21 protein-coding genes are annotated in these 25196 nt (G+C 55.0%); 10 read left to right on the forward strand and 11 right to left on the reverse strand.

Annotated features, from left to right (window positions below; all coding sequences use genetic code 11):
• Window positions 1–6 precede the first annotated feature (6 nt).
• Window positions 7–1512, reverse strand: coding sequence for a right-handed parallel beta-helix repeat-containing protein (locus tag ACN2TU_RS15760; RefSeq protein ID WP_435156664.1), 1506 nt, complete (start codon window positions 1510–1512; stop codon window positions 7–9).
• 320 nt (window positions 1513–1832) lie between these two features.
• Between ACN2TU_RS15760 and ACN2TU_RS15765 the strand changes: the two genes are divergently transcribed.
• The 7 genes from ACN2TU_RS15765 (at window position 1833) to ACN2TU_RS15795 (ending at window position 10659) form a co-directional block, all read left to right on the forward strand.
• The gene (locus ACN2TU_RS15765; protein WP_435156665.1) at window positions 1833–2483 is read left to right on the forward strand and encodes a helix-turn-helix domain-containing protein; all 651 of its coding nucleotides are present in this window, start codon (window positions 1833–1835) and stop codon (window positions 2481–2483) included.
• Between the two features lie 159 nt (window positions 2484–2642).
• Window positions 2643–4583, forward strand: a complete 1941-nt coding sequence (locus tag ACN2TU_RS15770) for an ABC transporter substrate-binding protein (RefSeq protein ID WP_435156667.1) — start codon at window positions 2643–2645, stop codon at window positions 4581–4583.
• Between the two features lie 21 nt (window positions 4584–4604).
• Window positions 4605–5825, forward strand: coding sequence for a CaiB/BaiF CoA transferase family protein (locus ACN2TU_RS15775; RefSeq protein ID WP_435156669.1), 1221 nt, complete (start codon window positions 4605–4607; stop codon window positions 5823–5825).
• Window positions 5818–6675, forward strand: a complete 858-nt coding sequence (locus tag ACN2TU_RS15780; protein ID WP_435156671.1) for an HpcH/HpaI aldolase/citrate lyase family protein — start codon at window positions 5818–5820, stop codon at window positions 6673–6675. Before ACN2TU_RS15775 ends, ACN2TU_RS15780 begins: the two co-directional genes overlap by 8 nt.
• Window positions 6672–7667 (forward strand): ABC transporter permease, encoded by a 996-nt coding sequence (locus ACN2TU_RS15785; RefSeq protein ID WP_435156673.1) that lies wholly within the window; start codon window positions 6672–6674, stop codon window positions 7665–7667. Before ACN2TU_RS15780 ends, ACN2TU_RS15785 begins: the two co-directional genes overlap by 4 nt.
• Window positions 7664–8581 (forward strand): ABC transporter permease, encoded by a 918-nt coding sequence (locus ACN2TU_RS15790; protein ID WP_435156675.1) that lies wholly within the window; start codon window positions 7664–7666, stop codon window positions 8579–8581. The genes ACN2TU_RS15785 and ACN2TU_RS15790 overlap by 4 nt, the downstream gene beginning before the upstream one ends.
• A complete protein-coding gene (locus tag ACN2TU_RS15795) occupies window positions 8581–10659 on the forward strand; it encodes a dipeptide ABC transporter ATP-binding protein (protein WP_435156676.1) in 2079 nt (692 codons plus the stop codon). Before ACN2TU_RS15790 ends, ACN2TU_RS15795 begins: the two co-directional genes overlap by 1 nt.
• Window positions 10660–10715: 56 nt before the next feature.
• On the opposite strand, the gene tbsP is transcribed toward ACN2TU_RS15795, so the two are convergent.
• Window positions 10716–11522: a transcriptional regulator TbsP gene (gene tbsP / locus ACN2TU_RS15800; RefSeq protein ID WP_435156678.1), complete on the reverse strand. Its 807-nt coding sequence runs from the start codon at window positions 11520–11522 to the stop codon at window positions 10716–10718.
• A gap of 729 nt (window positions 11523–12251) precedes the next feature.
• On the opposite strand from tbsP, the gene ACN2TU_RS15805 reads away from it, so the two are divergent.
• Window positions 12252–13019: a S1 family peptidase gene (locus ACN2TU_RS15805; RefSeq protein ID WP_435156680.1), complete on the forward strand. Its 768-nt coding sequence runs from the start codon at window positions 12252–12254 to the stop codon at window positions 13017–13019.
• Window positions 13020–13117: 98 nt separating this feature from the next.
• On the opposite strand, the gene ACN2TU_RS15810 is transcribed toward ACN2TU_RS15805, so the two are convergent.
• Window positions 13118–13546 (reverse strand): OsmC family protein, encoded by a 429-nt coding sequence (locus ACN2TU_RS15810; protein ID WP_435156681.1) that lies wholly within the window; start codon window positions 13544–13546, stop codon window positions 13118–13120.
• 244 nt (window positions 13547–13790) lie between these two features.
• The gene (locus ACN2TU_RS15815) at window positions 13791–13907 is read right to left on the reverse strand and encodes a zinc ribbon domain-containing protein (RefSeq protein ID WP_435156682.1); all 117 of its coding nucleotides are present in this window, start codon (window positions 13905–13907) and stop codon (window positions 13791–13793) included.
• A 618-nt stretch (window positions 13908–14525) separates the two neighbouring features.
• Between ACN2TU_RS15815 and ACN2TU_RS15820 the strand changes: the two genes are divergently transcribed.
• Window positions 14526–15302: a hypothetical protein gene (locus ACN2TU_RS15820; protein ID WP_435156684.1), complete on the forward strand. Its 777-nt coding sequence runs from the start codon at window positions 14526–14528 to the stop codon at window positions 15300–15302.
• 450 nt (window positions 15303–15752) lie between these two features.
• Here the strand turns inward: ACN2TU_RS15820 and ACN2TU_RS15825 are convergent, their stop codons facing one another.
• From ACN2TU_RS15825 to ACN2TU_RS15855, 7 genes are all read right to left on the reverse strand, one after another.
• The gene (locus tag ACN2TU_RS15825) at window positions 15753–17036 is read right to left on the reverse strand and encodes a TIGR00341 family protein (protein WP_435156685.1); all 1284 of its coding nucleotides are present in this window, start codon (window positions 17034–17036) and stop codon (window positions 15753–15755) included.
• A gap of 127 nt (window positions 17037–17163) precedes the next feature.
• The gene (locus ACN2TU_RS15830; protein WP_435156687.1) at window positions 17164–18288 is read right to left on the reverse strand and encodes a PrpF domain-containing protein; all 1125 of its coding nucleotides are present in this window, start codon (window positions 18286–18288) and stop codon (window positions 17164–17166) included.
• A 35-nt stretch (window positions 18289–18323) separates the two neighbouring features.
• Window positions 18324–19832: a tripartite tricarboxylate transporter permease gene (locus ACN2TU_RS15835; RefSeq protein ID WP_435156688.1), complete on the reverse strand. Its 1509-nt coding sequence runs from the start codon at window positions 19830–19832 to the stop codon at window positions 18324–18326.
• Entirely contained in the window at window positions 19832–20359 is a 528-nt protein-coding gene (locus ACN2TU_RS15840) for a tripartite tricarboxylate transporter TctB family protein (protein ID WP_435156690.1), read from the reverse strand. Before ACN2TU_RS15840 ends, ACN2TU_RS15835 begins: the two co-directional genes overlap by 1 nt.
• Window positions 20356–21759 (reverse strand): FAD-dependent tricarballylate dehydrogenase TcuA, encoded by a 1404-nt coding sequence (tcuA, locus tag ACN2TU_RS15845; RefSeq protein ID WP_435156691.1) that lies wholly within the window; start codon window positions 21757–21759, stop codon window positions 20356–20358. The genes ACN2TU_RS15840 and tcuA overlap by 4 nt, the downstream gene beginning before the upstream one ends.
• Before the next feature lie 24 nt (window positions 21760–21783).
• A complete protein-coding gene (locus ACN2TU_RS15850; RefSeq protein ID WP_435156693.1) occupies window positions 21784–22785 on the reverse strand; it encodes a Bug family tripartite tricarboxylate transporter substrate binding protein in 1002 nt (333 codons plus the stop codon).
• Window positions 22786–22876: 91 nt separating this feature from the next.
• Window positions 22877–23647, reverse strand: a complete 771-nt coding sequence (locus tag ACN2TU_RS15855; protein WP_435156694.1) for an IclR family transcriptional regulator — start codon at window positions 23645–23647, stop codon at window positions 22877–22879.
• A gap of 943 nt (window positions 23648–24590) precedes the next feature.
• Between ACN2TU_RS15855 and ACN2TU_RS15860 the strand changes: the two genes are divergently transcribed.
• Entirely contained in the window at window positions 24591–25049 is a 459-nt protein-coding gene (locus ACN2TU_RS15860; protein WP_435156696.1) for an ester cyclase, read from the forward strand.
• The last annotated feature ends 147 nt before the right edge of the window (window positions 25050–25196 follow it).

Here is a 25196-nt window from a genome sequence, read left to right on the forward strand (position 1 = left end):
GCCGACTTACCGCTCATCCTCGATGCCGCCCTCGATATCGTTGTTCCTTAGCGTGAGGTTCTCCGCGGATTCGAGAATTTGCAGACCCGGTTTTCCACGTCGTGAACGCGCGGTGATATCCTCGATTAGCGTGCCGGTACCACTTTCAACGACGGCATGGCTCTCGGAGATGTACGTCCCGCCCCGAATCGTGCAATCCGCGGCGGTGTTGGTCAATGCGTGGCGTCCAGCGTCACCACCATGATCGACGGTGAGGTCGACGAAGAGACTGTTATCTCGGCTGTTGTGAATCGCGCTATACGTGCCATTCGTCGCTGCCTGCCCCGTGATGGTGGTGTCCCGGAGTTCCACTCGCCCGCCGTCTTCTTGGATTTTCACCGCCGAACCACCGTCTGTTTCGTGCGTAATCTCACATCCTTGGATGACGGTCGTGCCTGCACCCCTTCGAACATTCACGGCAGGGGTCGGGCCCTCGTTTCGCACCGTGACAGTGCTGTTAGTGAGGCGGCTTTGGTTTGAACTGTCGTCAACCCAAACGGGGGGACTGTCGGACACGTTCGACTGGATGTCGATGTTCGATGCGACGACGTTGTCGCCGTTTTCGAACCGGAGCCCCTGCTGCGAACGGCCGAACCCGTCCTGTTGGTCAACGACGATGGTTGCGTCCTTGACATAACTATCGGTACCACCGATGCGGACGTTCGCACCGAGGCTGTTTTCGAAACGACCGCCTTCGACCTGCACCGACCCTGAGCCGCTCGAGGCGTACAGTCCGTGGTCAGGGAACGAGCCGAGAACACAGTCTCGGAACGTCATCGTTCCTTCGTTCGTGTTACAGAGGATCCCGGTCGGCCCCCATTTTAGTTTATCTCCCGGTGCGTTCTCCGTGGCGACTGCGCCATCAGGTGCCGAGAACCGCTCGACGAGCCCGCTGCCATCGGACGAGGTAATCACGAATCGGCCAGGCCCCCACGCGCCGGTGTCGTGACGGCCGACAATCTCGATGTCGCGAACGATCAACCCGTCGTCTGCGGCCGCATCGATAACCCGCACTCCGGTGTTCTCGCGGCTCATATCGACCGTGAAATTCTCTACGCGGGGGTTCGTAACGGGGTCGTCTCCGACGCCGAGCCTGAACAGCTTGTAGTTCCAATCACCGCTATCGTCGAACTCGTCGAACGGTGCGGGAACGAGCGTCGCGTCATCTCCGACCATTCCGAAGTTGTTACAGCCGGTGACGCGAATCCGTTTGTCGATGTAATACTCGCCGCTCGGGAACTTCAGTAGCGTATCGCTTCCCGCTAATTCCTCGATGATCGGTGTGATCGTTTCGTTGCCGTTGGGATCTGCACCTTCGTCAGTAACGTCGATAACCGTCTCGTACTGATCTTCGAGGTCGGACGGGGCGGCGGCGCTCTTGCCGACCATCGCTGTCGAGCCTACAGCGATGCCGGCAAGCTTGAGATATGAACGACGACTCGTTTCGGTTTCGATTTGTTGACTTGGAGCCATCAGAAAAAACTCCTCAGCGGACGATTTTAGTATTTATGGCCTTCTATTCTATTTCAACTAAAGTCAGTGAAATGTTAGTCGTACAAAATTCCATCATTGACCAATCGCGTTCCCGCACTGAGAACGACACTCCCTCTCGCTGGTGCTTCATCGATGGAGGCACTCCACCGTAGCCGACGCAGCACGACCATCGTGTGTTAGCAGTGCTGTGTACATCTCGGTGGTGCCTGTCGTGAAGCATTTATACCGGGACGATAGAAAGCGACAGGAGGCGAAAAACCATTCTTCGTGTCGAATTCAAAACGACCCCGACGGGTGTGATGGAGAAGCTCGATGCTCACCTGAGTGACGTTCGAAGCATCGAGCTCGATAACGCTTTCTACGTCGAAGATGGCACCTGGATCGAGTCGCTTACCGTTTCATCGACTACGACCTTTGATTCGGACGACCTTATTAAGAACATCTCCGGTGTTTCACTCTATTACACGCGTGATGTCCCAACTGGACCGAATGGTGACACGGTCAAGCGGCTCACGATTCTCGCAAACGAGTCGTATCCGTTTATCCTCGGGCTGATTCTCCGTCGAGAGGCGATTCCGAATCGAATCGTCCTCCAAGATGGAACATTCGACGTGGTCGTCACTGTCCGGACGTGGGAACACTTCCGCTCGCTCGCCGATGACCTGCAGGATGCACTCGGTGGGTTCGACCTCAAAAGCATGAACGAAATCGATAATCCAGGCGAACCACTTGACAGTGGCCGACTGACAGAAGTACTCATCACGAAACTCGCCGACGAGCAACTCTCCGTTCTCGAAACGGCGTACAATATGGGATATTTCGAGGTTCCCCGAGAGATCTCGGCACAGGAACTCGCTGACGGATTGGATATCTCTCAGTCGACACTCAGCGAACGATTGCGAACTGCGGAACGCAACCTCTTGGAACTAATATACGGACCTCGTGAGTGACGTATCATTTGCGTTGTGAAATTCTCAGTCGATAGTCCAAAAAATACCATTTGAAGCATATTATCATCCTTAACACCTCCCTCCTACTTAAATGACGATAATCATCGACCCACTTCGGGAGTATCTTGAATATAATGATCTCTAATGATATTGTGTAGCATGGTATCACAAGACCATGAGGACACACGAGAGCGTATCGATGAACGAGAAATCAGCCGTCGCAACTACTTGGCAACGGCTATCGCTGGCACCGCCGGGTTGACCGCCCTTGCTGGCTGCAGCAATAGCAGTTCGGACTCCAACGGTGACAGCAAAGCGAAAGACAAGAAAGCGAAGGTGCCGGAAGGGGTGCCGAAAACGGTCGAGACGAAGTACTGGCACGACTGGTCGAATATCGACGCCGAGAAACCACCACTTCAGTACACTGCAATGGCTGGTGCCGCACTCGACCCGATTCCCGTCGAGTACTCCAGCGAGGACGACCCATGGATGCGAGAACACGCACTCATGTTCAAGCGGGCCGCTAAGGGTATCGGGGTCTCGGCCAAACTCAACGACCGGCCGCTAAACCAACTCTACGCACAGAGCTGGAATACCCCCGGACTCCAAGCGGTCATTTCAATGAGTACGCATGGGCCGGACCCTCAGCGTGGACTCGACCCGAACCCACTCCTAATGCGTCGGCACAAGGACAACCCGTCCAACTACGACAACTACTTCCATCCGAAACTGAACGAACTCCTCAGTAAACAGCGGGAGGTAACCGGAGACAACAAAAAACGCCAACAGCTCGTTTCCGAAGCACAGCGTATTTTCGCCGAAGACGTCGGCGCTATCATCGGTATCTTCCCCGATGTCATCACCGCCGTCAACCGGAAGAAGTGGAACGGGTACGTGAAGACTCCTGGCAACGGACCGACCGGCGACTCCTTCCAATGGTCCGAGGTCAATCTGCAACCCCAGACGGGTGAGAAGACGTACGTCAAGGGCGTCACTACCTCGATGAACTCGCTCAATCTCCCGTGGGCGGCCGGGGGCGCTGAAGAAAAACGCCTCAAATTCATCTACGATGGATTGTTCGATGCGACCCCGAACCTCGACGTCGTCCCTGCTCTCGCGACGAACGCGAAGTACACCGACGACACGACGGTCGAACTCGACCTTCGAAAGGGCGTCAAATGGCATGACGGCAAACCGTTCACGGCGGAGGACGTCAAGTTCACCGTCGATCTGTACAAAAAACATTCATCGACGAGTCAGGTGTCCTTCTATGAGCCGATCAAGAGCACCGAGGTTCTCGGCACGCACAAAGTACGGTTTAACCTCAAATATCCGGACGCCGCCTTCATGACTCAGCGTGTCGTCAGAAGTGTCATCATCCCGAAACACAAGTGGGAGTCTGTCGATAATCCGGCACAACACAACCCACAACAACCCATCGGAACGGGTCCGTTCACGTTCAAGAACTGGGACCAAGGCTCTCGTTTCGAAGTCGAGAAAAACGATGATCATTGGATGTTCAAGGACGGTTGGCGGAAGAAGCACCTCGGTGACCAAGCCGCGACTGGACCGGGTCTCGAGGGCGTTATCTGGGTCAACGTCGGTAACGTTGACTCGATGCTCGGCGCACTTCAACAAGGCAAAATCCACGCCATCGGTGGCACACTGTCGAACAGCCAAGCGGACCGCGCCGCTGGCACGGGTGGTATCGAGAAGGTCGTGAGTGAGAACTTCGCACCGCTCGATGCGAAGCTGATGTTCTCCTGTCCGCTCATCCGTGACAAGGAGTTCCGCGTCGCGTTCGCGAAGGCAGTCGATAAGAAAGGCTTCGTCAAGGACGTCTTGCAGGGCCGGGCGACGATTCCAACCGGCGAGAACCCGATTTCACCGCTCACGCCGTGGAACACCGATGATACGAAGGACTACGGGCACGACGTGGACGGAGCACGAACCATCCTGAAGAAGGCTGGCTACACGTGGGATTCGAACGACAACCTCCAGTTCCCGAACGGAAAGGCGTGGAAGGCGTTCGTCGAACGTGTTCAAAACGAAAACACACACAAACGCCGTGAGGAACTCGGACAGGCCGACTTCTCGTAACCTGCATAAATTCTTTCAAAAATGATACCAGATAAGCCCTTGGAAGGCATAACGGTCGTCGACGCGGCGAGTCTCTATGCCGGGCCGCTGACTGCGATGATACTCGGTGATTTCGGTGCCGAGGTTATCAAAGTCGAACACCCGGAATACGGGGACGCACTCCGTGAATTCGGCGACTCCGACGAAGAACTGTCGTGGAAGTGGGTGAACCGAAACAAGAAGAGTGTCCCACTCGACCTCCACACCGACGACGGACAGGACATCTTTACCGACCTCATCGGCGATGCAGACGTCCTCATCGAGAACTTCCGTCCAGGGACGCTCGAACGCTGGAACGTCGGATGGGAGACGCTCTCGGATGTCAACGATGACCTCGTGATGGTTCGCGTCACTGGATTCGGCCAGACGGGGCCGTATCGAAATCGTCCCGGATTCGGCACGCTAGTGGAAGCGATGAGCGGCTATGCTTATTCGACCGGCCAGGAAACCGGCCCACCGACGCTCCCGCCGACCGCGATGGCGGACTCGGTCTGTGCACTTCATTCGGCGTATGCGGTCTTGATGGCCATCTACTGGCGAGACGTTCACGGCGGTTCCGGTCAGTACATCGACTCCGCCATCCTCGAAACGATGTTCGGGGTTCTCGGCGACCAGGTCATCGAGCACGAACAGAAGGGTGTCGACCACAAGCGGTCAGGCAACCGGAGCAGCCGTACCGCCCCACGAAACACGTACCAGACGAAGGACGGACGATGGGTGGCGATTTCGGGAAGTTCGCCGAGCATCGCTGAGCGAATCTTGCGAATCGTTGGTGGTGAAGAGGTGGCCACCGATGAACGGTTCCAAACGATGGAAGGCCGCCTCGAACACGTCGAAGAGCTCGATTCGATTATCGGCGACTGGATGAGCGACCACACACGTGCGGAAGTCATCGACATCTTCGAAGAGCACGAAGCCGCAATCGGCCCGGTCAACAACATGGCCGATATCTTCGACGACGAGCATTTCGACGACCGCGATGCCATCATCTACGTCGAAGACGACGACAGGGACGAGGATATGGCGATGCGGGGTGTCTTCCCGAAACTGTCGGCAACACCGGGTTCGGTCGATCATCCCGGCCCGGAGATTGGCTCACACGCACTCGAAGTAATCACGGAACTCACCGACAGAACGCCTGAAGAGGTTCACCGACTCGCCACACGAGGCGTCACGAGTATCGGGGGTGAACAGGATGACTGAACATCTTCGACGGTCGTTCCTCTACACGCCGGCGGATGACCTCGAAATGATGGAGAAGGCAGTAGGACTCGATACTGCCGACGCAGTGATCTTCGACCTCGAAGACGCGATTCCGGACGATGCCGTCGCTGACGCCCGGGAGAATATCGAATCCGTTCTTCAAGGACGTTCCTTCGGTCGGACGGAAGCCTGTGTCCGAATCAACGGGCTACAGACACCACACTGGGAGTCTGACCTCCGTGCGGCGGTCGCCGCTGACATCGACACCGTAATCCTGCCGATGGTCGAGGAACCCGCACAGCTCGACCGAGCAACACAGGTCGCCGAGGCTGCCAACGGTGCGATACCGGAACTCATCGTTACTATCGAGACGCCGAAAGGCCTGTTCGCGGTCGACGAAATCGCCGCCCATGGCGGTTCATTGCCCCACGTTACCGGCTTATCGTACGGTTTCGGTGATTATACACGTGCAATCGGAGCGACCGGGAAACCGACCCGGATACACGATTTTCTCAGTGAACTCATCGTCAGTGCGGCAGCCGTCGGCGGTCTCGATCCGATTGCGACCGTGTATCAGGATTTCACCGACACGACAGGGCTTCGTGAACAGGCGAAGGAGTGTCGAGCGATCGGCTATATCGGACAGAAAGCGATCCATCCGTCCCAGCTTGAGATAATCAACGAAATGTACACGCCAACCCCAGCGGAAGTCGAGGAAGCGACACACTTCGTCGACACGTTCGACACTGCTGACCGTGATTCGCTCGTTGTCGACGGCGTCTTCCTTGACACTGCGATAGTCGACCAGTACAGAACCGTTCTCAGCCGACACGAGGAGGTGGCAGAATGAGCGACTTTCGGAAGTTCCTGATAAAACGATTCGCCATCGCCGCAGCGCTCACGCTCATCGCGGTTTCGATCATCTTCATCGTCCTGCGCATGCTGCCCGGAAGCCCCTTCGAGGCGCTCATCACTGCCGGGAATCTCAGCCAGGAACAGGTTGACGAGATCATGGGGATGTATGGATTGAACAAGCCGCTGTGGCAGCAGTACATAAGCTACCTCAAAAGTATCCTGACGTTCCAGTTCGGCTACTCCATCCTGCGGAGTCGCCCCGTCTGGGAGGTGCTCGAGCCAAAGCTGGTCAACACGCTCATACTCCTCATTCCGGCACTCGTTACGACGGCGATCCTGAGCTCCCTGCTCGGCATGTACGTCGGCTGGAATCGCGGCGGGAAACTGGAGAAGGTCAGTATCATCGTGACGACGTTCCTCCGCTCGACGCCGGTGTTCATTACGGCTATCCTCTTCGTGATACTCTTCTCGTACACCCTCGGCCTCGTTCCTGCGTTCGGGATGCGAGAAGTAACCGCGTCACCGTCGGGGTATCTCGATACGTATCTGTCGGCCGATTTCCTGCACCACTATATCCTCCCGTTCTCGGTCGCCGTGTTGTTCTACAGCGGTGATTTCATGTTGCTCGCTCGCAACGGCGTGGTCGAAAAGAAGGGTTCCGAGTTCCTCAAACTCCACCGAGCGAAAGGTCTCTCCGAGTTCGAGCAACTGGCTCGGGCCGGACGGAACTCGATGCTCCCCATCTTGACGTACTTCGCACTCCGACTCGGGATGATCTTCCAGGGTCTCATCCTCCTGGAAGTCGTCTTCGCATGGCCGGGTATCGGTCGTGCGCTCGTCCTCGCGATTCAACAGCAGGATTACCCGCTCGTGCAAGCAGCCGTGTTCATCATGGCGCTTGCGGTCATCATCGCAAATCTGCTCGCGGATGTCCTGTACGCGTACTTCGACCCGACGGTCTCCACGAGTGGAGGTGGTGCCGCATGAGCACCGATACGACGAACGGTGCCGTCATCTTCGAGCGCATCGACACATGGCGAACGGTTCTGAAGGAACAGTTCGACTTCATCCGACGGGATAACCTCGCGCTCGCCGGGGTTCTCATCGTCGCCACGTTCATCTTATTGGGTGTCTTCGGGCCGATGCTCGCCCCACATGACCCCATCGAACACGATATGAAAACGGAGGACGGGAGCATCATGCGGCTTTCATCGCCGAACGCGAAGGCACCGCTTGGAACGACAGCGTACGGGAAGGACATCCTCAGCCAATTCCTCGCTGGCGCTCGCCCGACGTTGATCGTCGGCCTGTTCGGCGGCTTGGGAACCGGAGCTATCGGATTTCTTGTCGGCCTCGTCAGTGGCTACTACGGTGGCGGGGTTGACGAAGTGTTGATGCGGTTGACTGACCTGACGTTCTCGCTCCCGTTTATGCCGATGGCCCTGCTGCTCTTGACGTTCGTCACGCCGAACATCTGGCTTATCACGCTCATCATCGCGGGCTTCCTGTGGAAGATGCCCGCTCGCGTCGTCCGCTCGGAGGTGCTCTCCGTTCGACAGCGAACCTTCGTGAAGTCGGCGCGGGCAAGCGGTGCCAGCAACCTACGGACGATGTTCTTCCACGTCGCGCCGAACGTCCTGCCGATCGGATTCCTCTACACGGCGTACGGTGTCGCATGGTCGATCGCTGCCCAAGCGAGTCTTGCGTTCCTTGGCTTCGGCGACCCCACGATGACGAGCTGGGGACGAATGCTTCGGATGGTGTTCGACTCAGGTAACATCCGTATCGCGTGGTGGTGGGTGTTCCCACCTGCGTTGGGTATCGCGGCGATAACGACCTCGGTGTTCCTCATCGGTCGCGCGTATGAGGAAGTCATCAATCCCGAAATTGAAATCGAATAATGACATTACTCGACGTTCAAGACCTCAAAGTCACGTACAGCACGGAAAACGACACCGTTCACGCAGTCAACGACGTTTCGTTCAGCATCGACGAGGGCGTTAACTACGGCCTCGCCGGTGAATCCGGGTCAGGGAAATCGACCGCAGCGGAGGCGATCCTTGGCCTCCTCCCCGACAACGGTCAGGTGGAAGCTGGCGAGATTCGGTTCAAAGGACGCGACTTGACGACGCTCTCACCGCGTGAACGACGCGATGTCCTGTGGGAGGAAATCGCGTACATCCCCCAGAGTGCGATGGACGCCCTCGATCCAGTGATGACGACCGGTGCCCAAATCCAGCAGGCGATACTGAAACACCGGAACGTCTCGAAATCAAAGGCGCGTGACCGGGTTAGAGAACTCTTCGACCTGGTTGGCCTCGACCCAAATCGCATCGACGACTATCCACACGAGTTCTCTGGTGGGATGCGACAACGGGTAACCATCGCGATGGCGCTTGCTCTCGAACCGGATCTCATCATCGCCGACGAGCCGACGACCGGTCTCGACGTCATCGTTCAGGACAAGATCATCGACAAAATCCTCGAGATTCAGGATCGAATCGATAGCTCGTTGTTACTTATCACGCACGAAATCGGGGTTATCGCGGAAACGTGCGACGACTTGTCGATCCTGTACGGTGGCAAGGTGATGGAACAGGGAAGCGTCGATAACGTGCTCATCAATCCGACGAACCCCTACACGATGGGACTGAAGAACTCGTTTCCGGAAATCGATGAGACCGATGACCCAGTCTCCATCCCTGGGTCACCACCGAACCTCAACCGAGAACCGTCGGCGTGTGTGTTCAAAGATCGCTGTCCGTTCGCGACGGACGAGTGTGACGAATCTCATCCAGCGTTCGTCGACCTCCCCAACCGGAACCATCGCTCGGCGTGTCATCGTGTCCAGGAAGCCGCCAAAATGCGGCGAGATGCGACGGTGCCGGAAACGTGGGGAATCAGCGACGAGGACGCCACCGAAACCGAAGTCGGGGAAACGATTCTCGAGACACACGACATCGAGCGGTGGTACTCACAGAGTCAGTCCTTCGTGAGTAAGTTCCGGGGTGAGGATCCGAACTACGTGCGCGCCGTCGATGGCGTTTCCCTGTCGGTTCGGCGTTCGGAGGTGCTCGGCATCGCCGGTGAAAGCGGGTGTGGGAAATCGACGCTCGGCGAGACGATAGCGCTGCTCGAAGAACCGACGGGCGGTGAAATCATCTTCGATGGGGAGTCACACGAGTATTACCAGGACGGGAATATGAAGGAATTTCGGCGGAAGGTACAGATCATCTTCCAAGACCCGTTCGACTCGCTTAACCCTCGACAGACCGTCCGGCAACTCGTCGGTGAACCATTGACGATTCACGACTACCGAACCGACGAGCGTGAGGTCGCCATCATCGAAACGCTCGAAAAGGTGGGACTCACTCCCCCCAAGAAATTCCTCGACCAGTATCCGCACGAACTGTCGGGCGGCCAACGACAGCGTGTCGCCATCGCACGAGCACTCGTCCTCGATCCGGACTTCCTCATCTGTGACGAACCCGCGTCGATGCTCGACGTGTCGTTGAAAGTGAATCTGCTCAATCTCCTCCGTGGACTTGCCGACACGGAAAATCTCGGCATCATCTACATCTCACACGACCTCGCGAGTCTGTTGCAGGTCTCGAACCGTCTGGCGATCATGTACCTCGGTCGCGTCATCGAAACCGGCGATGTCGATGACATTGCCAGCCAACCGAAACACCCCTACACCTATTCGCTTCTGTCCGCGACACCGGAAAAAGATCCCTCGGTCGACCGCGATAGGATTCATCTCGAAGGTGAACCACCGGATCCGGTGAACCTTCCGTCGGGCTGTACCTTCGCGCCACGATGTCCGAAAGCGAACGAGGAGTGCCGACGGGCCGAACCGGGGCTTGCTGAAGCGGCTGAAAATGAACACAAAGCGGCCTGCTACTTCCCGAAGGGGGATACCGACGGTATCACAAACGAGTACCAATCGGCTGAGCACGGAGAATCAAGTAGCGACTGATTCGTCTTCTGTTCTCCAAACAATACGAATTTGACGTGTCGAACGTTCGCTTGTGCCTAAGCAGTTACCTGCTCGGCGAGACTGTCGATATCTTCCAGGTCGTCCGGCACCAAGACCAACCGAAGTCGGGGACGGCCCACATCGATGGGAACTTTTTCCGTCTCGATCAACCCGCGGTCTTCGAGGCGCGTTTTCGTTCGCGAAAAGGTGGCTTTGCTTGCAACGCCAGTATCCTCACCCCACTTGCTGATATCGTAGAGGAGCACTTCGTTGTGTGCGCCGACCAACAGGGCAATCGAAACTTCGTCGAGTTCGTTGTCCTCCCCCGGAATCCGATCGACCGATTCGAAGATCATCATGAAATCGTCCTCGACGTCCTCGCCGAGTTCATCGACGAGCGTCTCCTGTACCCGTGAGAGCGGTGGCGTCCGCAAGCTGAACTCCTCGCCACTCTCCCAGTCGCTGTCGAACGTCGTCCGCGCGTTGGTGACTAGATCATCATCCGTCGAGCGAAGTCCCGTCAATTCATCATCCAGAGTTATCACCGTAATAATCTGGTCATCGCTGATGAGCAGGGAGCTTCGTGTAACCTCGGTCGTCGTGCGGAGTTCCAATTGTCCTTGGTCAACTAACTCCGCGATTTGACTCGCGAGGATGAAGTCATCGACGGCCGATTTCAACACGTCAGGTGTTGCGAGCACGCGGAGGCTGGGGAGTTCTTCTTCAAACCCTGCCGCGGACATCATTACCGTTCGAAACACGTCCGGTGCTGGATTCACGAAGAGTACAGAATCTGCATCTTCGAATAGTGGGTTGATAGTCTCGCTGAACTCTTCGTCGATAGCGTTTGCGTTTGCCGACATACAAACGTAGACGAGAAACGGTTCCTTTGTTCTACATGCATTAATAATCGTAGTGAGTGTGTGAAAATAGTAGATGGAACATCTTAACTTGGAGAACACCAGCTGAGAAAGTTACTGTGTTGGCATCTTTTGATATCGCTCGACGACAGTAATTTGCATGACTGGATTCGTGTGGTTACCATCCCGATAGTCCGGTTACCAAGCCATTTCGGCCGATGAACCGGGAACAGCTCGGCATGAACGAAAACAACAGGCCGACCATACTGACAACCAGATTATTATTGGTGAACCTACGCACGGTATGCGCCATATATAGGCACGGAGTATCGATCCGAAAACCCACACGTTCTACGCTTTCGAGTGGGGAAACTCGGAAATTTCGAAATGTCGCCACTGACAGACCAGCACACTCGGTGTGATTCGAAGACGGGCACCGTCGGCATTCGTACGCTGGGGCAATGAAACAAGGTAGGGACGCCGTAGCATCGGTACGAACCGAACCGCGAATGTGGTGAGTGAGTAGGACGTGGCAAATCATCTCAGACGCTTGACCGTAGTCACTGACTTCTCCCACGACTTCGGTTCGGACTGCTGTCGGCCACAAGAGTTTGAGGTGACAACCGCTAGTTACAGCAGATGAGAACCTGTTCGTGTCGTACTGAAACGCCGTGTGTCCGAGCGAACATACCTGTGAGACACCGAATTGCACGACGAATTGGGTGGGTGTGAATGAGTCACCGACCGACGCGACGGCAGTTTCTTCGCTCGGCGGGCTGTGCTGTTATCCCGTCGCTCGCATCAGCCATTGCATGCGGACACCGGGATGTACCGGCCACGACTGACGCTGACGTGACCGCTGTCGGACAACCTGCCGAGTTCTCCCAAACAACACGAAATCGGGCTACATCTCTCGGAAAGACGGTTCAGCGGTCGGTCGTCCGAATAACGACTGCCAGTGGCGGTGGTACCGGTTGGAGTATCGACGACGGCTACATTCTCACCAACTCGCATATCGTCCGGGAGACATCGACAGTGGATATAGAGACGTTCGATGAACGCACGGGAATCGCGACCCGGGTCGGATTTCATCGGGATCTCTTTCCCGATATCGCGCTGCTCGAAATCGATATCGACCCGCCACCGTCCCTCTCGATGCGGACGGATGCCCCCATCGCGACCGGGGAACCGGTGCTCGCAGTCGGACATCCGAAGTCGGTCGGCAACTGGGTGATTTCGCTTGGTCGGTACAACACGTACGATGCGCGTTCGAACTGGATTCGAGCCGAAATTCCGACCGGGGATGGAAACAGCGGGTCGCCGCTGCTGACGATGGATGGTAACGTGGCCGGTTGTATCAACGGAACCTCGCCGGAAACCCACCCTCCGGGGCGCGTCGATCGCCCGGAAACCGTGTACACCGCCTATCCAAAGGAGGTACCGGTCGCGACGGCAACGCCTGCGGAAACGATTGCGAAATGGTTGCGTGAGTGGCGGTGACCCGGAAAATGGCCACATTTTAACTGTATTCAGGCGCTGTATCCCCGCCGTAAACGACGGGGTTTTAGCGCCTGTATTCAAGATAATGACGATCGAACTTAGCTCTCGAGCGTCGCGTCGAGCGTGATTTCCGGCCCGGCAAGCGCTTTCGAGACCGGACAATTGTCCTTGGCGCGCTGGGCGAGTTCGTCGAACGTCCCCTGTTCGATGTCTGGAACTGACGCCTCCAACGTCAAGTCGATGCGCGGAATCTCGAACCCGCCACCGTCGGCTCGTTCGAGGTGCACGTCTGCCGATGTGTGAAGGCGCTCGGGCGTGTGTCCCTCCTCTTCGAGGAACGCCGTCAGTTGCATCGAGAAACAGCCCGAGTGAGCCGCCCCGATGAGCTCTTCGGGATTCGTACCGGGTTCGTCTTCGAAGCGCGTCGGGAACCGGAACGCTCCCTCTATTTGCCCGCTCTCGGTCTCAAAATCCCCGCTCCCGTCCTTTCCACCGTTCCATGTCGTTTCGGCTTGTCGTGTGGTCATTCCGTGCTGGGATACGGACGCGTGCCGTATGGAAATACCGGCCATCGGACGCTATTATTGTGCAGGGAAATCACAGGCCTTTTGACAAGTGAAAATGACTCAGTCCGATTCGTGGTGACTCCTCCCCGCCCTAAAGGGCGGGGTTTTAGCGCCTGTATTCAAGATAACGCGGAGCAGCTTCACCGTCTCGTCGCTCATGCTGTCGCCTCCTCCGACCGATCCTCGGTGGGATTATTTCGTGCCGCTATTCAAGGAGATGTTCACAATGCGGACAGATGTTGTGACGGGGGTGAACTGGCTGTTTACACATCGGGCAGTTGGTTTCGTAGTCGTTTTCGAGTGACGTAGTATCGTCTGCCATCTATCGTAGGCTTTGGCCACTTGATGGGTAACAGACGTTGGTTTCTAACGCAAGTACTTCAAAAACGACGGCCTGACGCTCCAATTCAGCGTGGGGTGACATCCTCCCCGTCGTAAACGACGGGGTTTCCCACGCCCGATTGCGCTGGTTTGGGAACGTACGTTTACAACCCGACCCGCCGATGGAAGTGCCACGCCCCCGGTACTCCGATCCCGTAAAGGACTTGGAGGTACTTGGTTATTTTCTGTCGGTTTGGTATCCGTGGGCTTACTTTTTGATGCGGCAAACACCCAGTCAACTGCCAGTTGTCGGACTGTCAAACCCGATAGGGTACTATCGAATCGACAGTCACAGAAACACAGTGTGGGAACGCAAACCTTCCGATTTCAGTGTTTGCAACCAAAGACGGCGCTGTATCCCCGCCCGAAAGGGCGAGGTTTTAGCGCCTGCAATCTTCATAAAATCATCAACTACCGTCACAGGGGCAATCTCGACCGTACACTACCATACTCGATGGCCATGTCGAATAGGGTTTCAACTGGACACACGTATTCAAACTTTGAAAAAAGTGCTATCTCCTTTGAATCACAATCACCCGTTCCAGGATATCCGAGAGCCATGTTAAATTCCACTTTCCAAATCGTTGCTGACCACCCAGCAACGATTCTCCCGTTGTTGTTTACGGTCTGGTTCGTGTACCGACTGGTAAAACGGAACCGAACGAAGGTGTTCCACACTGCAGCACGTGTCGCGGTCATCATGGTCGTTCCCGTTTTCGCCCTCTCGTTTCTCGCGGAGTTCACCGCCAATCCGTTCTTCGATGAACTGTCGGAACTCCTCATCCAGTTGGAGATGTCGCTGATCGATCTTCTCTTTCAGTTTATCGACGCGGTGTTCGCCGCCGAGCTGCGAGTAGTACTCTTGATTTTGGGCGGGTTGTGGGACAGTATTCAGGAATTGCTCTCCTCGGTTGTACCGGTGATGGAAGCATCCGAAATCCTCCTTACGCTATTCGGCTTCGAGTTTTTCGCTGGCGCCATCCTGATCTATTCACTGTACATCTCTTCGCGTGGGTCGAACCTTGATTTCTCGCTGAAAGGGATCGGCATCGTATTACTGGTGTCAGGACTGTTCGCGACACTCATCCAGCTCGATACATGGCAGGTGAGCAGGTCACTGCTGGTGTTGGCGTTCATCGCGGCGATACTGGGATTCACGCTTGGCGTGGCCACAGTAATTTTGCTCGTCCGGCCGAACTTCGGTGGGGAGTCAGTGGTCTCGGAGCTCCAGGAGACGACGGAATGGAGTGGTGAGGGAGATGAAGTTCATCGCGGGAGTCAAGTTATGAAGACGATGTCGCGATTGAGTCAGATTGTTTCAAGACGACGAGAGTGAGTGGTGACATCCTCCCCGTCGTAAACGACGGGGCTTCCCACGCCCGATTGCGCTGGTTTGGGAACGTACGTTTACGACCCGACCCGCCGATGGAAGTGCCACGCCCCCGTTACTCCTATCCCGTAAAGGACTTGGAGGTACTTGGTTATTTTCTGTCGGTTTGGTATCCGTGGGCTTACTTTTTGATGCGGCAACCACCCAGTCAACTGCCAGTTGTCGGACTGTCAAACCCGATAGGGTACTATCGAATCGACAATCACAGAAACACAGTGTGGGAACGCAAACCTTCTGATTTCAGTGTTTGCAACCAAAAGACGGTGCTGTATCCCCGCCCGAAAGGGCGAGGTTTTAGCGCCTGCAATCTTCATAATGTGAGATGTCGAGGTGACCGTCCACTGAGCGAACCTCACCCCCTGATCCAAATCGCCGTACTCGAATGAGCAACCCATGTCAAGCCGAATGCTGTCCTCGTATGAACTCGACATGGACGACAATGTCTTCACTGGTAGTTTTCGTTAGACGCCTATCGATACGCTGTGCGAGGTCAGGTGGAATTTGTTCGTTCGGACCGTGCGTCACGACAACAGTCACGTCGGCTGGATTTCCGAGAATGACGTCATCGATATCATAGTCGACGGTAGCTTGCACAAACTCCAGATCGCCGAACTGTCCGTTGGTGAACATCGCCTCGACCTCCGTGTTTGCGCCTGTCTCCACGGTTCCAACTTCGAACGACGCCCAGGTGACAGCACCGAGGACGACCGACAGCATGACGAGGCCGATAACGACAGTCGCAATTCGGATACGAACCGCCCGTCGTGCTTTCATTGCATGCGTCCCTTTCTCGGGTCGGTACCCCGCGAGCCACAATAAGATGAGCGCCGAGAGGTTGATCGCGAGCAGGTTCACCAGTACGAGGACGCCAGCAGTGAGAATGACACCGGGATGTCCCCACGCGATGCCGAGTCCTGCGGTGGCGGCAGGTGGGATGAGTGCCACTGCGATTGCAACCCCAACGAGTGACGACCCGGCACCCCGGATGATGCTCACGGCACCCGCGACGCCCGACCCGAGCGCCAGAAAGAGTGAGAGGAAGTTCGGTGAGGTTCGTTCGAGAACTTGCGGAATCGTTCGAATGTCAACCGGCGGTAAGAAGACGGTCTCTTTCAAGAGCCATCCGAGGAGGGCAGCCGTCGCGACTGCGGCAAGTAGGCCAGTTACCTGCAGTCGCACACCCCGCGATGTCATATCGGAATCGGCGAGAACAGCCCCGACGCTGGCTGAGATAGCCGGTCCCATGAGCGGCGCGATGACCATTGCCCCAATAATGGTTGCCGCCGAATCGAGAAGCAGACCAGTCGTCGCGATGAGGGTGCTCACTACGAGGAAAATGAAAAACGTCGACGATACAGGAGCGAGATCCTCGGCACGTGCACGGAGTTCATCACGCGAAATGCGGTGTCCTTGATACCGGTCTTTGAGCGACTGGATACGCTCGGAGACCACCGTCTCCGTCGGCATGACGATCGTGTAGGAGTTCTCCTTGATGCCTGCGGCATAGAGGTTATCGAGCACCGGCTCGACACCGGATTCGGGGACTGGAAAGGAGACCAGCGCTTCGAAATCACCACGACCTGTCTCTTCCCAGACGGCATAATCGATTCCCTCCTCATCGAGTGTTTCAAGCACATCTGCCCGGTCACCCCTCGGAATAAGCACCTGGACAAGACGCATACGTATGTTACGTGCGGTTAGTTATATATCATTATCTCTGGTTATATCCAGGGCCATCCTTCGGTTTGGATTTCTCTCGAAAAAGTGAAACAAGTCGATGGTTGTGAGTTTGCTATGGGTAAGGAAGTCAGTTTTCGAGGGTGTAAAACGCCTTCCCTTCCATGAGTCGACGTTGTGTTCGCGAAATCGTCACTGACTGAACAGTCCCCTCTTCGACAGTAGCTGAGACGGACATCGTTCCTCGTGGATGGCCAAGCACCACCTCGGTTCCTGCTGACCGAGCGACTTTATTGGGAATCGTCCCCGATAGCAGGGTTGCCGCTGCCGTACATGCAGCGCCGGTAACTGCATAGATCGGATGAAGGTATTGCATGCTCATGATCCGTGCTGTGATATCGATCTGATTTTCGGCGACCCTTCCACCTTCCGTGTCGTACGATTGTGGTTCGGAGACGAACGCCAGTTTTGGAAATCCAGGGGATTCCCGTGCTGCATCAGCAGGGTCATCGACGAACCCAAGCTCTGCACAGACGTGTGCTCGAATCCGTTCGATTCGTTCGAGCAGCTGCTGATCTGTGTCCACTCGATCCGGGTTCTCGGTTCCACTCAAGCCGAGATCGGACGCTCGTACGAACACAACCGGTGTCGTTACGTCAAGAACCGTTGCTTCGATATGTTCGACTGGTGTTTCGACCGTCACTGTGGGGGCCCCTAATGGAAAAAGAGAGCCCGTTTTCGATCCGCCCGGATCGAGAAAGGTAGTGTCTACTCGGGCACCAGTCCCGGGAACTCCCTCGATAGAGAATGAACCAGTCGGTACTGCTCGTGTATCGTCGACCGGGAACGATTGTTCGAGTACCGTCTCTGTGTTCGTGTTGTAGAGTGAAAGCGACACACGGTCATCATCATTGGGAACGACATCGATGAGATCTTCATCGTACGCAAACGGTCCGATTGCGGTCGTCATGTTGCCACAGTTCCCTCCATAGTCGATGAGCGGTTCCGTGACGCCAACCTGTCCGAAGGTATAGTCGATGTCCACGGCAGGCCGCGAGCTCGGGGAGACGATCATCAGTTTCGATGTCGTCGAAGTAGCACCACCGAGACCATCGACTTGTCGTGGTTCGTAACTCCCGAATAACGAGAGAATCGCCTCGTCGTGATGTTCCGATGGGAGCTCACCACTCGAGATAAGGATGCCTTTGCTCGTACCGCCTCGTACCAACGCACAGCGAATTGTCTCTTGATCCATTGTTTATGTCGTTCTAAATATGTTTTACTGCGGATTCACTGGTTAGTCGTCTGTTGATGCAATTGATCGAAGAGAGGCCGTACATATGGTCCAACGATCACAAGCAATATCATCGCAACGAGCACGATCCGGAGCGGGGTTGCCAGGAAAATGTCAAAATCCCCGCCACTCAATTGGAGTGATCGGTACAGATTTTCCTCGGCGATCGGCCCCAGAATGAGCCCCAGGAGAAACGCCACCAGCGAGTAGTCATAGGAATCCATGAGATAGCCGACAACGCCCATCACGAGGACGACGAAAACATCGATGTAGTTCGAATGAAGGGAGTACGTACCCAAAAGCGAGAGACAGACGATAATCGGAATGATAAGGTCGGTGTTTATCGTCGTGATGTAACCTGCCCACCGAACCACGAGAAGTCCGAAGACGATAATCACGAGACTGCAGATGACGAGCGTCGCAAAGATCGAATAGGTGAGCCCGATCTGTTCGTCGAACAGTGCAGGCCCAGGACGTAGTCCATGAAGCATGAGTGCACCGATGAGGACGGCGGTCGTCGTACTCCCCGGAATTCCGAACGTCAATGTTGGAATCAATGCCCCACTGACTGTCGCGTTGTTAGCGGACTCCGTCGCGATAACACCGTCTTCGGCACCGGTTCCGAACTTGTCTGGGTCGTTGCTCGAGCGCTTTGCCTCACCGTACGCGATGAACGTCGACACTGAACCACCGGATCCGGGAATCGCACCGACCAACAGCCCGATACCGGACGATTTGAGCAGCGTGATCGGTCGCGAAAGTACAGTTTTCACGCCCGATTTCACACTTCCGCTGACATCGACATCACCCTCACGAGAAATACTTCCATCCCGCAGACTGAGACGAAGCATTTCGGAGATGGCAAAAATGCCGATGAGTGCGGCAACGAAATCGACGCCGTCGTAGAGTCCGAGCAGACCGAAAGTGTACCGCTCTGTCACTGACATCGGTGCGACACCGATAGTGGCGATGAGTGCGCCAAACCCACCGGCCATCATGTCCTTGAGGAACGACCCGTCCGAGACCACGATAATGAGCGACAGCCCAAATATTGCGACGAGGAAGTACTCCGGTGTCCCGAACAGCAACACCAACGTGACCATTACCGGCATCAGCAGGATGATCACGATCGCGCCGAAGAGGTCGCCGAGTCCCGACGAAAGAGCTGAAATCGTTAACGCGTCGATTGCGCGCCCTTGCTTCGTCATCGGATATCCTTCGAGCGTTGTTGCCGCCGCCGAAGAATCTCCGGGGACGTTGAACAGAATGGATGAAATGCTTCCTCCATACATCACTCCGTTGTATATCGCCATGAGGAAGATGATGGCACTCGTACTCCGCATCTGCAGCGTAAACGGCATCGCGATGGCAACGGTAAGTGCCCCACCGACGCCTGGCAGAGCCCCACCAATAATGCCGATGAGTACGCCCAGCAGTATGAGCACGATATTCGGCCACGCAAAGACCACCCTCGCTGCATCGGCGAGAATTCCGATATCAGCCATCAGAATCCTCCGGTCATGAGATCCAGATTCATGATCGTCATGAATCCGTAGGCGACACCGGTCATGATTGCTGTCAGGATAATCGTCTTCCAGAGGGGTTGGTTGTTATACAGCAGATACAGGAAGACGAACGGCGGCGTCAACCAGAATAGTCCGACGAGGAATCCTCCGAGAACGTATCCCAGGATCAAGAGGCCGAGGACGACCATCGATTCTACAGATCTCTTGTCGTCGGATTCCGATTCGGATTGGCCACCAGAGAGAACGACCCGTTCACTCCGTTCTAGACCAATATCGAGATGAGTCACTGCCAGTTTCAGTGCTCCGGCAACGAGCATCGTCCCTGCCGCTAGACGGGGAAAGAGTCGCGCCGAAGCGGAAAACTCTCCAGCAGTGACGAACATGTATCCGGCGGTACCGATGAGTAACCAGAAAAACACGGGTTCGCCATCAACTGATCGAATGAACTCCGCGATTGGCGTTGCCGGATTCCGTTCGAACAGTCCTGTGTTTTCTTCGTTGCTCATGACTGTAGGTACTCATCTGCTGATTCCGCGGCGATCTTTCCGTAGACTGCTGCGTTCGTCTGTGCTGTACCGCCGGGATAGTTGTCGTAGAATAATCCGCCGGTGCTATTCCCTGCAGCATAGAGGCCTGGGATGGATTTGTCACGGGTATCGATCACCGCTCCGTCGGTCTCGATTTTCACACCGCCGAAGCTGAAGGTGATACCACCGGTCACTGCATATGCATAGTATGGTGGCTCATCGAGCGGAATGGCCCAGTTCGATTTGTTCAATGCAAGCCCATCCGTGCTGTTGCCATCGAGCGTCGTCGGCTCGAAATCACCGGGATCACATGAATCGTTGAACTCACGAATCGTTTCGGCGCCAGTTACCGGGTCGCCACAGTCGATGGTTTCGAGAACCCCTTCGAAGGTATCGGCGCGAACCGGGTCAGACGGACCGGTCGCCCGCACTAAGTCGTGAGTTTTTGAATCGAGAACGATGTATGCAACGTGATTCGGCTGTTCGAAAATGAGGCGACCGAACTTCGCGTACGTGTGCGCTCTGGCGTCTTCACCTTCGTCAACGAATCGTTCGCCGTGGTCGTTCAGGATGACGCCGTACTGATAGCCGTCGACACGATTCGCCCCGCCCTCCACGTCTGGGGATTCTGCGTCGATCAGTGCCATGTGGGCTCCACCCCACTGGCCGACGAGATTTGCACCCGCTGATTCTGCCATCGTCAGCGCCTCTCCCGTGTTATACCGACTCCCTCGAACGTTCATTTCATCGTACCCACGACCATAATAGCGGACGCGTTTCTCGTCGCTCGATCCGTAGTCACCCGCCGCCAGAATGACCGCGTTGCTGTCGAATGTAACCCGTCCATCAGGGGTTCGTGCATCGATCCCGTCGATTTCCCCAGTCGGTGCGCGACGAAGCGCTGCTGCTTCCGTCTCGAACCAGAAATCCGCACCAGCACTCTCGGCAGCCTCGGTAAGTGTTTCAACGTATTCCTCACCATCGAACCACGTTCGAGCAGCGGTGTAACCTACCGCAAGTGGTTCCATTCGCCAATCAACACCGGAGGCGGTCATCCACTCTACAGTTTCACCGGCCTTCTCAACGAGGACGTCAGTCATCTCCTCGTCGGCTTTCCCATTCGTTTGGTTCATGATGTCACGGCGGAAATCCGCCGCCGTGTAATCATCGACGGCGAATTCGTAGCCATATTGTTCGAGGTCGGTTCCAACTGATGGAACGCGGAAAGATTCACTAAACCGAGTATGACCGCCTTGTCGCTTCTTCGGTGCTTTTTCTAATACAGCAACCGAACGACCGAGCTCCGCTGCACGAAGTCCAGCAACCAATCCGGCAGTTCCACTCCCAACAACGACGACATCGTACTCCTGTATATCCATATATTCTCCTTTCATTGTCCAATATTATTTGCCAGAAATCTCATCGAGATTTACTTTCTTAGGAATCGTTTCAATAGATTCCGTGAGTGCTTTTTTCGCCATTTCGTGGTCGCCAAACTCGACGACATTTCCAGTCTTTTTCGACCACTTTTGTACCGAATCGCTCTGCAGGGCTGATTTTACGGCGTCTTCTATCGTATCTCGCTTTTTGGTATCAGTCCCCTTCGGCAGGAACATACACCGGGTTAGCTGACCGATATAATCGATACTTGGCAATCCGTCGTCCGACGGTGACGGGGCGTCCTTGAAGACGTTGCTCCCTTCGCTAGAAAGTATCGCGACAGGTTCTAAATCGCCGGATTCGACAGCACTCATCGCAGCAGTATCCGTCGTTGCCACGACAGGTACTTCACCGGAGATGGCGGCTTTGATAGCTGGTCCCCCACCATCATATCCGATATACTTCTCGTAGTTCAGATCATACTCTTTTTTCATCACGTTTGCTGCAGTATGAACAATCCCCCCACGAGCGAGGCCAGCAAACTTGGAAAGGTCTCCCTTCTTATATCGTTCTGTTAAGTCCTGTACTCCCTCGATCTCGAGACCCGGTCGTGCAAAAATGGCGTACGGAGTTCGAGCATACGTCGCAACAGGAACGAGGTTGGTAATGTCCCAACTTGGGTCGTGGACGAGGTACGAAATCGGCGTCGATGGTGGATTGAAGCCACCGAAAGTGTAGCCGTCGGGTTTCGATTTCAGTATCTCACCAGTCCCCTTCAGCGAGGCCGCTCCCGGAACGTTCTCTATCGCGATACCGACATCAAGTGCGTTGCCGATTTCGGGAACGATTTTTCGAGCATACGTGTCAGTGCCACCCCCTTGACTGAATGGGACGATGTAGTTCATGTCCTTACTCGGGAACTTCGAATTGCCACTGCTTCCCGAACACCCAGCGAGGAGGGTGCTGCTTGCTACCGCACCGGCCAGAAACGTTCGCCGTGAGAGGCGGGTCTTGTTACCAGTCATCAACACCCACCGCCAATTGAAACAAATATTTAAACCTTATTTCCCCTCACAGAGATGTCTTCGAGATTGCGATTCGAATATCGTAAAGGAGCTATTGATACTTTAGATCGAGTTCGATTTCGTTTGCGACTCCGAGAACGATATTGGGTATCTCTTCTTCGAACCACTCACCTGTAAGACGATGCGCGGGACCGGAGAAACTGATCGCTCCAATCGGTTCGTCTTCGGAGGGCCGTATAGGCGCACCGACTGCCCGAAGTCCCGTAATCGACTCCTGTTCGCTCTTCGCATAGCCAGCATCCCGAATCGATTGGAGTTCGTTCTCTAGCTCTCCGCGATTGGTGATCGTCTGTTGGGTATAGACAGGCAATCCCCACCGATCAAGGATTTGATGGACGCGTTTTTCCGGAAGGTAAGCAAGAATTGCTTTCCCTGCTGAACTAGCGTGCAGGTGGATTTTCTTACCGATGTGTGCGTCGACCTGAACTGCATTTTCACCGATAGATGTGTGAATATAGTAGCCACGACCGTTCTCTTCGACGATGAATTGAACGCGTTCACCCGTTTGTTCGGCTAAATCGTCCAGTTTGCGAATTATGAAGTCGTATTCACGCTTGCGTTTGCGGGCGTGCCCCCCTTTGTTCAGAAACTCAAGCCCAACGTGGTACTCCCCGTTCTCGTGTGTAAGATATCCGCGATTTTCGAGCGTCTTTACGTAGCCGTGAATCGTGCTCTGGGCGAGATCGAATTCCTGAGCGAGTTCCTGTGCGTTCGCACCGCCACGTTGTTGAATCGCGTCAACGATATCTATCGCAGTCTCGATTGTTTTTAACGAACGACTCGGGGAGGAACCAGCCACCATAGAGAAACGATATCAATGCCCAGTATTTACGTTTTGTGAATTCGTGGATATGGTTGCGAGATGGTCTATAAACCGGAAAATCGCGGATTAGGATTCAATTTGGGTCTAAATCTGATTCACGATATGTGAGAGTGGTTGGTTTAATTCGTGAAGAAAATAGGGGTTTCATTCCACACTTGATAACTATGTGGGCCAATATATGTATATATGGATAAATTTGTTTAATGCTGAAGGAGGTTCTACCGGAACTTGATCACAAATTTCGAACGATGATTGCGAGATTATTTCTATCTGAAAATAGAGAAACAAAACTCGCGCAGATAATAATGATACTATATTAGTTAATTTAAAAATAGAAATTTAGAAATATATTGCGCGCGGATCTCATTCGATCTAGAGAAGTCGATTAGCATAGATAGCACAGACCAGTGCCTCGAACCGTTCTCCTCTATCGTCTACGTTTACTTTCTCTCCGTTGACGTTCTGGCCTCCACACGGCTACAGATGAGGCGAGAACAGCGGTGTGCACCGATGGGTAACTGTTCTCGAATAGGTGTCGGTTGCGCGCTAGCGATTGAGAACTAGTGCTGAGCTTTGCTGGGCTATCACCCTGGTAAAACGATTGAAATCCCAATATCGAAAATCGGTTGCGAAACACGAGCCAAGGTATGGAAGGGTCAACGACTACTTGTTCCACAATACGTATTCGGCGTGGAACGAGAAGCGTCGCACTACTTTCACCCCCTCGTCTACATCACGTGGGCAGTACGCGCCGACTTCTCTCGAAGACATCACAACGGCGTTCCGGAAGTAATGACAATGCGTCTCTGGCGGAATAACGCACATTTGGATAGCAGTATGAGTCGGTAGTATTGTTGCATTGACTGCATTACTAAGCGCCGAGACAGCGTCAGGATGGTGCGGACACGAGGAGAAAACTATCATGAGCACGACGACCAAAGAAAACGAACAAACCTCCCAGCGTCTCAACGAAGAGGTCTGGGAAAACCACAACTTCGATGCGATCGACGAACTGGTCGCCGAAGACTATGTCTTGCATGACGCATCCATGCCGGAGCCCATGCGTGGCCGTGAAGTTTACCGGGAAATGGCTGAAATGGGTGCAGGTATCATAGACGGGCCGCTCATCACCGAGCAACTCATTTCCACCGACGATTATGTGATCGGACGCTGGTCACAGACGGGCGAACACGTCGGAGAGATGATGGGTATCGAGCCAACGCATGAAGAGGTAACCGTCACGGGAATCGATATTAACCGTTTCGAGGACGGAAAACTCGCCGAGACGTGGCAGGAAGTCAATATCCTTGGCATGCTCATGCAGATCGGTGCGCTTCCGGATGAGCTCGTCGATAAGATGGAAATGGACGACCAGCCGTAAGAATGTTCTCTGGCATTTATTATCCCTTTTGAACGGTCACTAGCGGAGCTATCTCTGATTTGCCAAACACTAGTCTGCCAATTATATGATTAGATAATGTTTTTCTACTCACACGACGTATTCTGACCGGTTCCAGTATTTGGGAGG

The organism is Haladaptatus marinus (assembly GCF_051194195.1).

Coding starts and splice junctions, on each gene's coding strand:
- ACN2TU_RS15760 (WP_435156664.1), bottom strand. CDS start 1,512: ATGGCTCCAAGTCAACAAATCGAAACCGAAACGAGTCGTCGTTCATAT.
- ACN2TU_RS15765 (WP_435156665.1), top strand. CDS start 1,833: ATGGAGAAGCTCGATGCTCACCTGAGTGACGTTCGAAGCATCGAGCTC.
- ACN2TU_RS15770 (WP_435156667.1), top strand. CDS start 2,643: ATGGTATCACAAGACCATGAGGACACACGAGAGCGTATCGATGAACGA.
- ACN2TU_RS15775 (WP_435156669.1), top strand. CDS start 4,605: ATGATACCAGATAAGCCCTTGGAAGGCATAACGGTCGTCGACGCGGCG.
- ACN2TU_RS15780 (WP_435156671.1), top strand. CDS start 5,818: ATGACTGAACATCTTCGACGGTCGTTCCTCTACACGCCGGCGGATGAC.
- ACN2TU_RS15785 (WP_435156673.1), top strand. CDS start 6,672: ATGAGCGACTTTCGGAAGTTCCTGATAAAACGATTCGCCATCGCCGCA.
- ACN2TU_RS15790 (WP_435156675.1), top strand. CDS start 7,664: ATGAGCACCGATACGACGAACGGTGCCGTCATCTTCGAGCGCATCGAC.
- ACN2TU_RS15795 (WP_435156676.1), top strand. CDS start 8,581: ATGACATTACTCGACGTTCAAGACCTCAAAGTCACGTACAGCACGGAA.
- tbsP (WP_435156678.1), bottom strand. CDS start 11,522: ATGTCGGCAAACGCAAACGCTATCGACGAAGAGTTCAGCGAGACTATC.
- ACN2TU_RS15805 (WP_435156680.1), top strand. CDS start 12,252: ATGAGTCACCGACCGACGCGACGGCAGTTTCTTCGCTCGGCGGGCTGT.
- ACN2TU_RS15810 (WP_435156681.1), bottom strand. CDS start 13,546: ATGACCACACGACAAGCCGAAACGACATGGAACGGTGGAAAGGACGGG.
- ACN2TU_RS15815 (WP_435156682.1), bottom strand. CDS start 13,907: ATGGCAGACGATACTACGTCACTCGAAAACGACTACGAAACCAACTGC.
- ACN2TU_RS15820 (WP_435156684.1), top strand. CDS start 14,526: ATGTTAAATTCCACTTTCCAAATCGTTGCTGACCACCCAGCAACGATT.
- ACN2TU_RS15825 (WP_435156685.1), bottom strand. CDS start 17,036: ATGCGTCTTGTCCAGGTGCTTATTCCGAGGGGTGACCGGGCAGATGTG.
- ACN2TU_RS15830 (WP_435156687.1), bottom strand. CDS start 18,288: ATGGATCAAGAGACAATTCGCTGTGCGTTGGTACGAGGCGGTACGAGC.
- ACN2TU_RS15835 (WP_435156688.1), bottom strand. CDS start 19,832: ATGGCTGATATCGGAATTCTCGCCGATGCAGCGAGGGTGGTCTTTGCG.
- ACN2TU_RS15840 (WP_435156690.1), bottom strand. CDS start 20,359: ATGAGCAACGAAGAAAACACAGGACTGTTCGAACGGAATCCGGCAACG.
- tcuA (WP_435156691.1), bottom strand. CDS start 21,759: ATGGATATACAGGAGTACGATGTCGTCGTTGTTGGGAGTGGAACTGCC.
- ACN2TU_RS15850 (WP_435156693.1), bottom strand. CDS start 22,785: ATGACTGGTAACAAGACCCGCCTCTCACGGCGAACGTTTCTGGCCGGT.
- ACN2TU_RS15855 (WP_435156694.1), bottom strand. CDS start 23,647: ATGGTGGCTGGTTCCTCCCCGAGTCGTTCGTTAAAAACAATCGAGACT.
- ACN2TU_RS15860 (WP_435156696.1), top strand. CDS start 24,591: ATGAGCACGACGACCAAAGAAAACGAACAAACCTCCCAGCGTCTCAAC.